The organism is Streptomyces sp. NPDC050806, assembly GCF_055586425.1.
The window spans coordinates 16,895-29,838 of the sequence record NZ_JBVJIF010000012.1 but is presented as its reverse complement, the minus strand read 5'-3'; the positions used below and the strand labels follow the sequence as shown (position 1 = coordinate 29,838).

14 protein-coding genes are annotated in these 12,944 nt (G+C 72.1%); 5 read left to right on the top strand and 9 right to left on the bottom strand.

Features of this window, described 5'->3' with window-relative positions; genetic code table 11:
- Positions 1–23: 23 nt before the first annotated feature.
- Both ACZ6WH_RS33705 and ACZ6WH_RS33700 read left to right on the top strand, forming a co-directional pair.
- Entirely contained in the window at positions 24–1,094 is a 1,071-nt protein-coding gene (locus ACZ6WH_RS33705) for an SIS domain-containing protein (protein ID WP_432858666.1), read from the top strand.
- Positions 1,095–1,598: 504 nt separating this feature from the next.
- On the top strand, positions 1,599–3,068 hold the full coding sequence (locus tag ACZ6WH_RS33700) for a sensor histidine kinase (protein WP_432858668.1): 1,470 nt from the start codon (positions 1,599–1,601) through the stop codon (positions 3,066–3,068).
- Positions 3,069–3,341: 273 nt separating this feature from the next.
- Here ACZ6WH_RS33700 and ACZ6WH_RS33695 read toward each other — a convergent pair whose 3' ends face one another.
- Positions 3,342–3,599, bottom strand: a complete 258-nt coding sequence (locus ACZ6WH_RS33695) for a WhiB family transcriptional regulator (protein WP_003983230.1) — start codon at positions 3,597–3,599, stop codon at positions 3,342–3,344.
- A gap of 318 nt (positions 3,600–3,917) precedes the next feature.
- Entirely contained in the window at positions 3,918–4,901 is a 984-nt protein-coding gene (locus ACZ6WH_RS33690) for a diacylglycerol/lipid kinase family protein (RefSeq protein ID WP_432858671.1), read from the bottom strand.
- Between the two features lie 82 nt (positions 4,902–4,983).
- Here ACZ6WH_RS33690 and ACZ6WH_RS33685 point away from each other — a divergent pair, with 82 nt between their 5' ends.
- The gene (locus ACZ6WH_RS33685) at positions 4,984–5,439 is read left to right on the top strand and encodes a hypothetical protein (protein ID WP_469733276.1); all 456 of its coding nucleotides are present in this window, start codon (positions 4,984–4,986) and stop codon (positions 5,437–5,439) included.
- A 368-nt stretch (positions 5,440–5,807) separates the two neighbouring features.
- Here the strand turns inward: ACZ6WH_RS33685 and ACZ6WH_RS33680 are convergent, their stop codons facing one another.
- From ACZ6WH_RS33680 to ACZ6WH_RS33665, 4 genes are all read right to left on the bottom strand, one after another.
- A complete protein-coding gene (locus ACZ6WH_RS33680) occupies positions 5,808–6,740 on the bottom strand; it encodes an RNA polymerase sigma factor SigF (protein ID WP_052867834.1) in 933 nt (310 codons plus the stop codon).
- A gap of 43 nt (positions 6,741–6,783) precedes the next feature.
- Complete coding sequence (locus ACZ6WH_RS33675) at positions 6,784–7,197, bottom strand: ATP-binding protein (RefSeq protein ID WP_361564011.1); 414 nt, start codon at positions 7,195–7,197, stop codon at positions 6,784–6,786.
- Between the two features lie 266 nt (positions 7,198–7,463).
- Complete coding sequence (locus ACZ6WH_RS33670) at positions 7,464–7,952, bottom strand: GNAT family N-acetyltransferase (RefSeq protein ID WP_432858675.1); 489 nt, start codon at positions 7,950–7,952, stop codon at positions 7,464–7,466.
- 49 nt (positions 7,953–8,001) lie between these two features.
- The gene (locus ACZ6WH_RS33665; protein ID WP_361564015.1) at positions 8,002–8,262 is read right to left on the bottom strand and encodes a UBP-type zinc finger domain-containing protein; all 261 of its coding nucleotides are present in this window, start codon (positions 8,260–8,262) and stop codon (positions 8,002–8,004) included.
- 40 nt (positions 8,263–8,302) lie between these two features.
- On the opposite strand from ACZ6WH_RS33665, the gene ACZ6WH_RS33660 reads away from it, so the two are divergent.
- Positions 8,303–9,910, top strand: coding sequence for a Na+/H+ antiporter (locus ACZ6WH_RS33660; RefSeq protein ID WP_469733273.1), 1,608 nt, complete (start codon positions 8,303–8,305; stop codon positions 9,908–9,910).
- 41 nt (positions 9,911–9,951) lie between these two features.
- Here the strand turns inward: ACZ6WH_RS33660 and ACZ6WH_RS33655 are convergent, their stop codons facing one another.
- From ACZ6WH_RS33655 to ACZ6WH_RS33645, 3 genes are all read right to left on the bottom strand, one after another.
- Positions 9,952–10,869 carry a 1-aminocyclopropane-1-carboxylate deaminase/D-cysteine desulfhydrase gene (locus ACZ6WH_RS33655; protein WP_469733271.1) on the bottom strand — a complete coding sequence of 306 codons (918 nt, stop codon included), beginning with the start codon at positions 10,867–10,869 and terminating at the stop codon, positions 9,952–9,954.
- 179 nt (positions 10,870–11,048) lie between these two features.
- Complete coding sequence (locus ACZ6WH_RS33650) at positions 11,049–11,639, bottom strand: N-acetylmuramoyl-L-alanine amidase (protein ID WP_469733269.1); 591 nt, start codon at positions 11,637–11,639, stop codon at positions 11,049–11,051.
- Positions 11,640–11,881: 242 nt separating this feature from the next.
- Positions 11,882–12,115: a hypothetical protein gene (locus ACZ6WH_RS33645; RefSeq protein WP_361564022.1), complete on the bottom strand. Its 234-nt coding sequence runs from the start codon at positions 12,113–12,115 to the stop codon at positions 11,882–11,884.
- A 125-nt stretch (positions 12,116–12,240) separates the two neighbouring features.
- On the opposite strand from ACZ6WH_RS33645, the gene ACZ6WH_RS33640 reads away from it, so the two are divergent.
- Entirely contained in the window at positions 12,241–12,936 is a 696-nt protein-coding gene (locus ACZ6WH_RS33640) for a helix-turn-helix transcriptional regulator (RefSeq protein ID WP_432858686.1), read from the top strand.
- Positions 12,937–12,944: the final 8 nt, after the last annotated feature.

Genomic DNA, 12,944 nt, shown 5'->3' with positions numbered 1-12,944 from the left:
ACTGCCACCTGGAGGCACCCAGCATGTCCGCCACGACGCCGGCCCAGCACAGCGAGCAGCCGGGCCGGATCATGTCCGGTGAGATGGCCGAACAGCCCGCCGTGCTGCGCCGCATCCTCACCGAGGGTGCTCCCAAGATCCGTGAGGTCGCCGAGCGGATCGCCGCGCGCAACCCGCGCTTCGTCCTGCTCACCGCCCGCGGCACCTCCGACAACGCGGCGCTGTACGCCAAGTACCTGCTCGAAGTGCAGCTCGGCAAGCCCTGCGGCCTCACCTCCATGTCCACCACCACCGCCTACGGTGCCCAGCCCGACCTCACCGACTGCCTGGTCATCACCGTCAGCCAGTCCGGCGGCTCGCCCGACCTGGTCGCCTCCACCAAGGCCGCCCGCGCCGCCGGGGCCATCACCCTCGCGGTGACCAACAACGCCGGCTCCCCGCTCGCCGAGGTCAGCGAGTTCCACATCGACGTGCTCGCCGGCCCGGAGAAGGCCCTGCCGGCCACGAAGACGTACACCGCCGAGCTGCTGGCCCTGTACCTCTTCGTCGAGGGGCTGCGCGGCGGCGACGGCGCGGCCGCCAAGGCCCTGCCCGACCTGGCCGAGTCCGTCCTGGCCCGCCAGGAGGAGGTCAAGGCGCTCGCCGCCCGCTACCGCTTCGCGGAGCGGATGGTCCTCACCTCCCGCGGCTACGGCTACCCGACCGCGAAGGAGGCCGCGCTGAAGCTGATGGAGACCAGCTACATCCCGGCGCTGTCCTACTCCGGCGCCGACCTGCTGCACGGCCCGCTGGCCATGGTCGACAACATCTCGCCGGTCATCGCGATCGTCACCGAGGGCAAGGGCGGCGAGGCCCTCCAGCCGGTGCTGGAGCGGCTGCGCGGCCGCGGCGCCGACCTGGTCGTCGTCGGCAGCCGGGCCGAGGTCGACAAGGCAGCGGCGGGCTTCGCACTGCCCACCGACGGCGTCGCCGAGGAGGTCCAGCCGATCCTGGAGATCCTGCCCCTGCAGATGCTCGCGTACGAGGTGACCATCGCCCGCGGCCAGGACCCGGACGCGCCCCGCTCCCTCGCCAAGGTCACCGAGACCCGCTGACCGGGGGAGGGGCGGGCCCCAGCCTCCCCGGCGGTCCACGCCGGCCCCGTCCGGCCGGCGCCCCTCCCTCACTCGTGTGTGCGGCCCCTGCTCCTCCGGGAGCGGGGGCCGCGCCGGTTTCCCCCGGAAGCAGCCACGCGATCACTCGCACGGGGGAGCGGCCGGCAGCCGGGAACAGGGGAGGAGCCGTGCGAAGAGCCCTGAAAACACCCGCGGGCCGCGGCGCCGGGACAGGACCCTCAACCTGTCCGGCACCGCAGCCCGGAGCTGACATCGGCCGGTGCACGCCGTGAGGTGTGCGGTTCCTCGCGGCGCCCGGTCCGGCCGATCGGAGGCCGTGGCGCAGTCAGGGCAGAGAGCGCCTCGGTCCTCTATCCGCCTTCCTGTGCGGGGAAGGCGGAGGCCTTTACTGATTCATTGTGGACTAGACCAGGCTCATCAGTCCATGCCTGTGCACGGTCAACGCCTACACCGTACGCCGGTAGGCTCGCATACGTGCCCTCCATGAACGATCTCGTCCGCCAGCACACCGCTCTGAGCGACTCCGACCTCGAATGGCTCCACACGCTGGTCTCCGAATGGCAGCTGCTCTCCGACCTGTCCTTCGCCGACCTCGTCCTGTGGGTCCCCACCCTGGACGGCACCCGGTACGTCTCGGTCGCGCAGATGCGTCCGAACACCGGGCCCACCTCGTACCAGGACGACATGGTCGGCCATCTGGTGCCGCGCGGGCGCCGCCCGATGCTCGACTCCGCGCTGGACGAGGGCCGCATCGTGCGCGAGGGCGACCCCGAGTGGCGCGAGGAGGTGCCGGTACGGGTGGAGTCCATCCCCGTGCGCCGCGAGGGCCGGGTGCTGGGCGTCATCGCGCGGAACACCAACCTGCTGACCGTACGGACCCCCAGCCGGCTGGAGCTCACCTATCTGCAGAGCGCGTCCGACCTGGCTCAGATGATCGCCGCAGGATCGTTTCCCTTCCCGGGCCAGCAGGTCGACATGGACGCCTCGCCGCGGGCCGGCGACGGGCTCATCCGGCTCGACGCCGACGGCGTCGTCCAGTACGCCAGCCCGAACGCGCTCTCCGCTTACCACCGCCTCGGGCTCGCCGCCGACCTCGTGGGCCACCACCTCGGCCGGGCCACCGCCGAGCTGGCGCCCGCCCGCGGCCCCGTCGACGAGGCACTGGTGAAGCTCGCCAGCGGCTGGGCACCGCGCGAATTCGAGGTGGAGGGGAACGACGGCGTCATTCAACTGCGCGCCATCCCGCTCAAACCGAAGGGCACGCACATCGGTTCACTCGTGCTGCTGCGCGACGTCACCGAATTGCGACGCCGAGAGCGCGAATTGATTACGAAGGACGCGACCATCCGGGAAATCCACCACCGGGTGAAGAACAACTTGCAGACCGTGGCCGCCCTCTTGCGGCTGCAGGCCCGGCGGATGGATTCGCCCCAGGGACGCGAGGCGCTCAACGAGGCGGTCCGCAGAGTCGGTTCGATCGCCATCGTCCACGAGACGCTGTCCCAGACGCTGGACGAGCGAGTGGAGTTCGACGAGATCGCCGACCGGGTGCTGGCCATGGTGGCGGAGATCTCGCCGGGGAAGGTCACCGGACGGCGCACCGGCCGCTTCGGGATCCTGGACGCCGAGGTCGCGACGCCGCTGTCGATGGTGCTCACCGAGATCCTGCAGAACGCCCTGGAGCACGCCTTCGCGCCGGGGGAGCTGGGCACGGTCGAGGTGGGCGCGGTACGCGGCGGCAGCCCCGCCGAACCGCGGCTGCGGGTCACCGTCCAGGACGACGGCCGCGGGCTGCCCGAGGGCTTCGACCCGCAGCGCGCGGGCAACCTCGGCCTCCAGATCGTGCGGACGCTGGTCGAGGGCGAGATGGGCGGCACGTTCGACATGCTGCCGGCGCCCGGGCGCGGCACGCAGGTGGTGCTGGACCTGCCGGTCGGGACCGACAAGCACTGAACCGACAAGCACTGCGGCGCGCGGCCGGCGCTCGGCCGCGCGCCGGTCGGCGCGTTCACTCCGTACGCACCTCCGCGCGCTCCCGGCGCGCGTCGGCCGTACGGGTATGCGTACGGGTGTGTGGCCCCAGCCCCGAACAGCAGTAGGCCCCGGACCGAGTTCCGGTCCGGGGCTCAAAGCTCACATTGCTGTGGGGTACCGCCCATGCCCATCAGGCTGGGGGCGCATCGGGGGTACTGCGCGCTGCGGCTCGGATGCCACGGGGCGTCTGGTTCAGGCGCTGGCGTTGCGCGCCCGGTTACGAGCCGCACGGCGCTTCATTGCGCGGCGCTCGTCCTCGCTCAGACCACCCCAGACGCCGGAGTCCTGACCGGACTCGAGCGCCCACTGCAGGCACTGCTCCATGACGGGGCAGCGGCGGCAGACGGCCTTGGCTTCCTCGATCTGCAGCAGCGCAGGACCGGTGTTGCCGATGGGGAAGAAGAGCTCGGGGTCTTCCTCGCGGCAAACGGCGCGGTGACGCCAGTCCATGGCTGCTCCATCTCCTCGTATTACGGGAAAGTTGCTTGTGAATGTGAACGCTTTCACGAATCCCTCCGCAAGGGAAGGGCCGAACGCCCGCAAGGGGCTGGTGCGGTCCTGGAAAAGAGGAGGGGATTCGGGCTCTCAAGGGGGCCGGTAGAGCGGCCGTCCCGATCGCCATGAAGAGACTCGCAAACCTCGGCGACGGATACAACCCCTTCCGGAAACTTTTTTTTGATTCCTTGGTGTCGCCTAGGTCACAGCCGTACTTCTAGGGGGTGGAAGTCAGCCTAAACGTTCGACTGAAAGGACTTTGGGCCCTACTGCTCACACAATCACACGCAGTGCACGGCGTACGCCTGTGAACGTCACGCTGGAACGCAGTCCCAGGTGGTCGCCGTCCATCTGAAAGGGCAGTGGAACCTGTGAATGCAAGGTGAAGTCCGTCTGATCATGAAGCGATACGGCGTGCTTTCCCTGCGGCCCGCGATCCGGGGTTGACGCCAGCAGCTGGGTGGCGTACCGCGCGACCGCCGGCGTGGACAATCTGGTCAGCGCGAAGACGTCCAGAGCGGTGTCGAAGGACGCCAGCGGTGCCGGGTACACGGGGCGATTGCCCAGGTAGGTCCAGGGTGCGGTGTTGCAGATTATGGAGAGGACGAGATCTTCGATCACCTCCGTCGTGCCTGGTTCGGCGCCCGGGTGCTCCAGCGTGATCGTGCCGTGCCGGCGATGCGGGTCGCCCATGAACTGGCGCATGACCTGCCGCACGTACAGCGCATGCGTCGAACGCTTGCCGCGTTCCCGCTGCTGTTCGACTCGGCCCACGACACCGGCGTCGAAGCCGAATCCCGCGCAGAAGGTGAACCAGCGCTCGGGAATCATTTCGTCCTGGGTGTCCGCTGTGCCGGCGGCCAAACCCAGTCCCACCGTCCGTTCGCTTCCGTCCCGCAGCGCGTCCAGCAGGGCGCCGGTGGCCTCCACGGCGTCGTTCGGCAGGCCGAGGGCGCGGGCGAAGACGTTGGTGGAGCCGCCGGGGACCACGGCGAGACGCGGCAGGCCCTCCGGATCGGGGCCGTGCGTCAGCAGACCGTTGACGACCTCGTTGACCGTGCCGTCGCCGCCGAGCGCGACCACCAGCTCCGTCTCGCCGCTCTCCGCGGCCCGGCGGGCCAGGTCGCGCGCGTGTCCGCGGTACTCGGTCTGCGCGACCTCCAGCTTCAGGTCGCTGGCCAGCGCGTGGGCCAGTACGTCACGGGTGCGCGCGCTGGTGGTGGTTGCCGCGGGGTTGACCACAAGAAGTGCACGCATGGGATGCAGGGTACCTACCTGCTGGTACGGGGGCCCAGCCCTGCCCGTCAGGTGGACCGGGCCCCGGCAGTACCCTGCAGGGGTGAGCAGCAGCAAGCAGAACCGCACCGCAGCCGCCCCCGCGCCCGCCCCCGAACCGGCCGGTCCGCGGCCGCGCCGGCTGACCGCGGCGGCGGTGCTCACCGGCCTGGAGGGCCTCGCGCTGGCGGCGCTGGGCGTCTACATGCTGGTCGACGGGCTCACCGGCTCGCCGGACAGCCCGCGCCAGGCCGAGATGGGCGGCATCACCATGATCGTGCTGGCGCTGCTGCCGTTGATCGCCGCGCGCGGGCTGTGGCTGCGGCGGCGCTGGAGCCGCGGGCCCTCGCTGATCACCCAGATCGTGGCGCTGCCGGTGGCGTGGACGCTGATCAACGGCGGCGGCGCGCTGCTCGCGGGCGGCGTGGTGCTGGGCGTGGTGGCCCTCGTCGTCCTCGGCCTGCTGGTCAACCCGACAGCCACCGAAGCCCTGGGCATCGGGCCGCGCGAGGACGCGTAGCGGCCGTCGGCCCGGGGTGTCCGACGACACGGCCGGGCCCTGGCGTCGGAGCGGCGGCTCAGGTGACGAAGCCGGCTGCGCCCGCGTACGCGCCCGGCCCCTTCCGCTGACCTCGGTGTGGGCCGCCGTCATGCGCCGGGTCCGCGCGGGCGTGACAGGGGGCGCGCCCATCGGTTGCGCGCCGGCGGACGCGGAGAAGCGGGGAGGCCGTGCGCCGGGTCTGTACGGACGTACGGCGACGGGCGCGGGCCGCACCGGGGCCGGAGGCTCCCGCAGGAGCCCGTACGGCGGATCGGTGCGGCCCGCGCCCGTGGGTGTCGCGGCCGGAAGCGTGCGGGCCCGGCGGTCTCCCGCCCCGCCGGAGTCGGCTACTCCTCGACCAGCAACTTGTCGCGGAGCTGGGCCAGGGTGCGGGCCAGCAGCCGGGAGACGTGCATCTGCGAGATGCCGACCTCCTGGGCGATCTGCGACTGGGTCATGTTGCCGAAGAAGCGCAGCAGCAGGATCTTCTTCTCGCGCGGCGGCAGGTCCTCCAGCAGCGGCTTGAGGGATTCGCGGTACTCCACGCCCTCCAGCGCCTCGTCCTCGGCGCCCAGGGTGTCGGCGACCGCGGGGGACTCGTCGTCGGTGTCGGGAACGTCCAGCGAGAGGGTGCTGTAGGCATTGGCCGATTCCAGCCCCTCCAGCACCTCCTCCTCGGAGATCCGCAGATGCTCTGCCAGCTCGTGCACCGTGGGCGCACGGCCGTGCCGCTGGGAGAGCTCCGCGGTTGCCGTGGTCAGCGACAGCCGGAGCTCCTGCAGCCGGCGCGGCACGCGGACCGCCCAGCCCTTGTCGCGGAAGTGCCGCTTGATCTCGCCGACCACGGTCGGGGTGGCGTACGTGGAGAACTCCACGCCGCGCTCCGGGTCGAACCGGTCCACCGACTTGATCAGACCGATCGTGGCGACCTGGGTCAGGTCGTCCAGCGGCTCGCCGCGGTTGCGGAAGCGCCGGGCGAGATGCTCCACCAGGGGGAGGTGCATCCGGACCAGGGTGTTGCGCAGCTCCGCGCGCTCGTCGGAGCCCTCCGGAAGCTTGCGCAGCTCGTAGAACATCGCGCGGGCACCGCTGCGGTCCTGCGGATCGTGCGCATCGTGGGGGTGATGCTGCGGATCCTGCTGCTGCCGCTGCTGCTCGCTGTGGTCCATGTGGTCCGCCCGCTCTGCCTGCTCCGCCGCGTTCAACCGGCCGCTGAGGTCGTCCGTGCCCATCGGGTGCGGCCGGGCCTGCTGCTCGGGGATGGCCAGTCTCGGCTCCATCCGCGCGCCGCGCTCCAGATCCTTCACAGGGCCCCCTCTTCGGTCATGACGGTCCGGGACCGGCGCCGCGCTCCTTGTACAGACTGATGCTGACCGTCCGGTCCTCCGCGACGGTGGAGTCGACCTTGCCGGCCAGTGCGGAGAGCACCGTCCAGGCGAAGGTGTCGCGCTCCGGAGCGCGGCCGTCGGTGGTGGGAGCCGACACGGTCACCTGCAGCGCGTCGTCGATCAGGCGGAAGACGCAGCTCAGCACACTGCCGGGGACGGCTTGCTGCAGGAGGATCGCGCACGCCTCGTCGACGGCGATGCGCAGATCCTCGATCTCGTCGAGGGTGAAGTCCAAACGGGCTGCCAGTCCGGCCGTGGCCGTACGCAGCACCGAAAGGTAGGCACCCGCAGCGGGCAGCCGGACTTCCACGAAGTCCTGATTCCCGGGCTCGCCTGCGATCTGGGACACCCTCACCTCCAAGGTGACACAAGCTGTTTGAGCTGATATTCATGCCGGACCGGATCCTCCCGGCGGAAGGAACGGCCACCCGGCACAGCGCATGCGCTGTGTGACGCTATCGCGATCTGCGGTGCGATGTCGCCCGGGATCGGCGTGGCTGCCGACCTGGCACGACGGTGGGACTCGCAGTGTCCCGCAAACCTACGAGTGTCACTCATTGTAAGCCTACGGGTACGGACAGTGGCTAGGGGTCTGCACTGTCAAATCGGCTCCGGTTACGCTGCGTTGACATCTGCAGTCGCCGCGAGGTCGTGCAGTGCCTCTCCAGTGAGCCGGAAGACGGTCCATTCGTCCATGGGCTGTGCACCGATCGACTTGTATATACCGATGGACGGTTCATTCCAATCCAGGACTGACCATTCAAAACGTCCGTATCCGCGGCTGACGCAGATCTGCGCCAGGGTGGCCAGGAGCGCCTTGCCGTGTCCTCCGCCGCGGTGCTCGGGGCGGACGTACAGGTCTTCCAGGTAGACACCGTGCGTGCCCGTCCAGGTGGAGAAGTTCCGGAACCACAGGGCAAAGCCCACGGGGGTGCCGGACTCCTCCGCGATCAGTCCGAAGACCGCCGGATGGTCACCGAACAGCGCGTCGCGCAGCTGCTCTTCGGTCGCTTTCGCGGACTCCGGCTCGCGCTCGTACTCCGCGAGCTCGCGGATCATGGCATGGACGGCGGGGACATCGGCGGGTGTCGCGGTGCGGATCATGCCGTGAAGGCTAGCGGGCACCACTGACAACCGGCCGCGCGTCCCGTGTTCAGACCAGGGACTTGTCGGCGAAGCACCAGCGCCAGTCCTCGCCGGCGCCGAAGGAGCGCATCACCGGGTGCCCGGTCGTCTCGAAGTGTTCGGTGGCGTGCCGGTACGGCGAGGAGTCGCAACAGCCGACGTGGCCGCAGACCAGACAGAGCCGCAGCTGCACGGGGTGGCTGCCGACGGCGAGGCACTCGGGGCAGGTGTCGCTCAGTGCGGCCGGTTCGGGGCGCGGCAGTTCGAGAACGTGCGTGCACTCGCTCATGATTGCCAGGTTAGCCGGAACGCGGGGACGGGGTCGTGCCATGGACGTGATGCCACTGCTGCTGCTGGTCGCCGGGAGTGCGGCGGTCGCGGGGCTCGCGCGGCGCACCCCGGTGCCCGCGCCCCTGCTGCTGGTCGCCGCCGGGCTGGGCGCCGGATATCTGCCCGGCGTCCCCGAGTATCCGCTCGACCCGCACATCGTGCTGCCCCTGCTGCTGCCTCCGCTGCTGCACACGGCGGCGCTGGAGAGCTCGTACCTGGACCTGCGGGCCAATCTGCGCCCCGTGGCGCTGCTGTCGATCGGCTACGTGCTCTTCGCGACGGTCGTCGTCGGGTACGCCGCGTACCTCGTGATCCCGGACCTGCCGCTGACCGCGGCCCTCGTACTGGGTGCGGTCGTCGCGCCTCCGGACGCGGTGGCGGCCACCGCCATCGCGCGCCGGCTGCGGCTGCCCGGCCGGATCACGACCATCCTGCAGGGCGAGTCGCTGGTCAACGACGCCACCGCGATCACCGCCTACAAGGTGGCGCTGGCCGCCGCCGTCGGGGAGGGCGCGACCTGGGCGGGCGGCCTGAAGGAGTTCGCGATCGCGGCGGTCGGCGGTGTCGGGATCGGGCTGGTCCTCATGGGGCCGCTGCACTGGCTGCGCTGCAAGCTGCGGGACTCGGCGCTGCTGGAGAACACCCTGTCGCTGCTCATCCCGTTCGTGGCGTACGCGGCGGCGGAGCAGGTGGGGGCCTCCGGAGTGCTCGCCGTCGTGGTGGTCGGGCTCTACCTCGGGCACCGCTCGTGGCAGGTGAACTTCGAGACGCGGCTCCAGGAGGCCGCGGTGTGGTCGATGGTCTCCTTCGTGCTGGAGTCCGCGGTCTTCGCGCTCATCGGGCTCCAGCTCCCGGTCGTGCTGCGGGGGCTGGGGGAGTTCAGTGCCGCGCAGGCCCTCACGTACGCCGCGGTGGTCTTCGTGGTGGTCGTGCTCGCGCGCTTCGTGTGGGTCTTCCCCGCGACCTATCTGCCCCGGTGGCTGTCGCCGCGCATCCGGGAGCGCGAGCCCGGGGTGACCCGGGCGGCGCCGGTGATCGTCGGATGGGCCGGGATGCGCGGCGTGGTCTCGCTGGCGATCGCCTTCTCCATCCCGGTGACGCTGCACGACGGGGAGCCGTTCCCCGCGCGCAACCTGGTGCTCTTCCTCACCTTCAGCACCGTCATCGGCACCCTCGTGATCCAGGGGCTGACGCTGCCGCCGCTGATCCGGCTCCTGAAGCTGCCCCGTCCGGACCCGCGGGCCGAGACGCTCGCCGAGGCGCAGGCACAGAACGACGCGTCGGACGCGGCGGAGGAGCGGCTGCGCACGCTCCTGGAGGATCCGCGCAACAAGCTGCCGGGGCCCCTGGAGGACCGGCTGCGCACGGTCCTGGAGCGGCGCCGCAACGCCGTGTGGGAGCGGCTGGGGCCGCCGAACGCGGAGACGGGGGAGTCGGTGGAGGCGACCTACCTGCGGCTCGCCCGGGAGATGATCGGCGCGGAACGCGAGGTCTTCGTACAGCTGCGGGACGCGCGGCGGATCGACGACGAGATGCTGCGGACCCTGCTGCGCCGGCTGGACCTGGAGGAGGCGGCGGCCTACCGGGAGACGGTGAGCCCGGAGTAGCGCTGCGGACGCGCCGCCCGCCACCCACGGGACGCGCCGCGTCAGGGCGTGCCGGTGATCACCGCGGCCACGGTGGTGCCCGGCGCGAAGGCGCCCTCCTCGGCGCGCGTCACGAGGCCCAGCAGCAGCTTCGCCACGTATATCCGCTCCAGGGGCAGGCCGTGCCGCGCCTCGAAGTCCGCGGCGAACTCCTCCAGCGCGGGCGTGGTGCGGGCGTATCCGCCGCAGTGGAAATCCGGGTCCAGCCGCCAGTCGCCGCGCCGGCCCCCGAAGGCCGCCTCCTGGAGGCGCAGCACGTCAGCGGCCAGGAAGTGGCCGGGCCCCGGGCCCCCCTTCAGGACGGGGAAGCCGAGGGCCCGCTGCCCCGGGGCGAGCCCGGCGGCCAGCCCCGCGAGGGTGCCGCCGGTGCCGCAGGCCACGGCCACGACGTCGGCGGACCCGGCCAGCTCCTGGCCCAGTGCGGCGCAGCCGCGGGCGGCGAGCGCGTTGCTGCCGCCTTCGGGGACCAGCCGGTACGGCCCGAAGCGCGCGCGGAGCGCGTCGAGCACCTCGGGGTCGTCCTTGCGGCGGTAGCGGGCCCGGTCGATGAAGTGCAGCCGCATGCCGTCGGCGGCGCAGCGGGCCAGGGAACCGTTCAGCGGCCGGTCCGCCAGCTCCTCGCCCCGCACGACGCCTATGGTCGCCAGGCCCAGCAGGCGGCCCGCCGCCGCCGTGGCGCGCAGATGGTTGGAGTACGCGCCGCCGAACGTGAGGAGCGTGCGGTCGCCGGCCGCCGCGGCGGCGCGGAGGTTGGGCTCCAGCTTCCGCCACTTGTTGCCCGGCAGGTCCGGGTGGATCAGGTCGTCCCGCTTGAGCAGCAGGCGAACGCCGCGGCGCGCGAACCGGTCGTCCTCGATCTCCTGGACCGGGGAGGGCAGGCGCGGCCGCAGCGTCGTCGGGTCGGGGACGGTGCCGGTCACGCCCCCATTGTCGGCGCGACAGCCCCCGCGGACCGAATCGGTGTACGGAACCGCAGACCGCAGACCGCAGACCGCAGACCGCAGACCGCAGACCGCAGACCGCAGACCGCCGGGCGCCCGGCCCGCCCGGCAGTGGGCCGGGTCGGCCGGAGGCCACGGCGGCCGCGCTCCCGTACGGGTCAGCGCAGCCGCTTTCCGATGCGCTCCCGCAGCGCGTCCATCGTGAAGCCGCGCGGGTCGACCTTGCCCGGCTGCCATTCCAGGTGGCCGATGACCGAGCGCTCGTTCCAGCCGTGCACCCGGCACAACGCGGCCGTCGCCTTCTCGATGGCCTCCATCTGCACGTCCGGCCACGGGTCCGCACCGTCGCCGAGGTTCTCGCACTCGAAGCCGTAGAAGACGCGGTTGCCGTCGGTGTCGGCCTCGTTGTCCGGCGGCAGCCGCTTCTCGGCGATCACCGCCTGCAGGACGTCGCCGTCGCCGAGCCCCGCGTGGTTGGCGCGGCCGTGGCCGACCAGGTGGACCGTGCCGTCCTTGGTGATCACGCCGTGGCACAGCGGGCCCGGCAGCTCCGGGTGGCCGTCGTAGCAGAGCTGCACGGTCTCCTCGGCACCCGAGGTCACGGTGTGGTGGACCATCACGCCGTGCACCCCGCCCCAGGGGCCCTTGTGGTTGCGGTTGTGGGTACGCCAGTCGCCGACCTCGACGACGCGCAGCCCTTCGTCCCGCAGCGCTTCGAGGAATCTGTCCGCCGACATGGGTGAGGCCATGGGCGCCTCCGTTCCAGGTGGACGACGGCCGCCGATCGCGTACCGCCTCGTAAATCGCTTGTACTGGAACGGGAGGTTCGGGGTCAGCAGTTCGCGGCCAATGCGAGGCGAACCGGCCGCTTACGGGGCATACGCTGGACATATGTCCCCGCGGGCCGGGTTTCGCGCGAGGGCACCCAGGGAACTCCGCCGCGCTGCGCACGCCGGCGTCCGCGGTGGCGCACGACCGGCGCCCGCCGCCGTCAGCCGCGCAGGAAGCCGTCCCCGTGCACGGCGATGTGCGCCTCCAGAGCCTGCACGGCCGCCGCCGTGGCCTCCGGGGAGCCGCTGCCGCGCCGCTCCGCGTAGTACGCGGCGCCCAGCCGCTTCAGCAGGTCGGAACCCGCGCGCTGCTGCTGCACCTCGTCCACCTTCTGCTTGCCCTGTGCCAGGCCGCGCTGCGCCTGCTCCTTGGCACGGTCCAGGAATCCCGCCATCGTGCTGCCCTCCGCGTCGGTCCTTCGGTTGCGCAGACACCGGCGCCCGCCTGAGCCGGCCCGGTGCGTGCCGTACCCGATCAACGGGCGGGGCGCGGCGGCGGTTCCCGTGCCAGGCTGGAGACGTGTACCAGGAACGGCCGTCCGAGTTGCCCGGTGCGGTCGTGTGGACCAAGTCCCCCGACCCGGCGCCGCGCCCCGTGCTGCCCGACGGCTGCACGGACCTGATCTGGTACGACGGCCGGCTCCTGGTCGCGGGCCCGGACACCCGTGCCCACCTGCCGCAGCCCGCCGAGCGCGCCCCGGAGTCGCCCGTCGTCGGCCTGCGCTTCGCTCCGGGGCAGGGCCCCGCCGTCTTCGGGGTGCCCGCGCACGAACTCCGCGACCTGCGCGTTCCCCTCGCCGACCTGTGGCCGGCGGGCCGGGTGCGGCAGCTTGCCGACCGGCTGGCCGGGGCGGGCGAGCCCGGCCGGCTTCTGGAGGGGGTGGCCGCCGGCCGGCTCCGGGCCGGGGCCGCGCCCGACCCGGCGGGCGCCCTCATCGCGCGGGCGGCGGCCCGGGGCACCCCGGTCGGCGAGCTGGCCGACGCGGTGGGCGTGGGCGAGCGCCAGCTGCACCGCCGCTGCCTGGCCGCCTTCGGGTACGGCCCGAAGACCCTCGGCCGGGTGCTGCGCCTGGTGCGCGCCCTGGACCTGGCCCGCTCCGGCATGCCGTACGCGCAGGTCGCCGCGGTCGCCGGGTATGCCGACCAGGCCCACCTGGCGCGCGAGGTGAAGGCGCTGGCAGGTGCTCCGCTGGGGGCGGTCATCGCGCCGGGATAGCGTGTGGA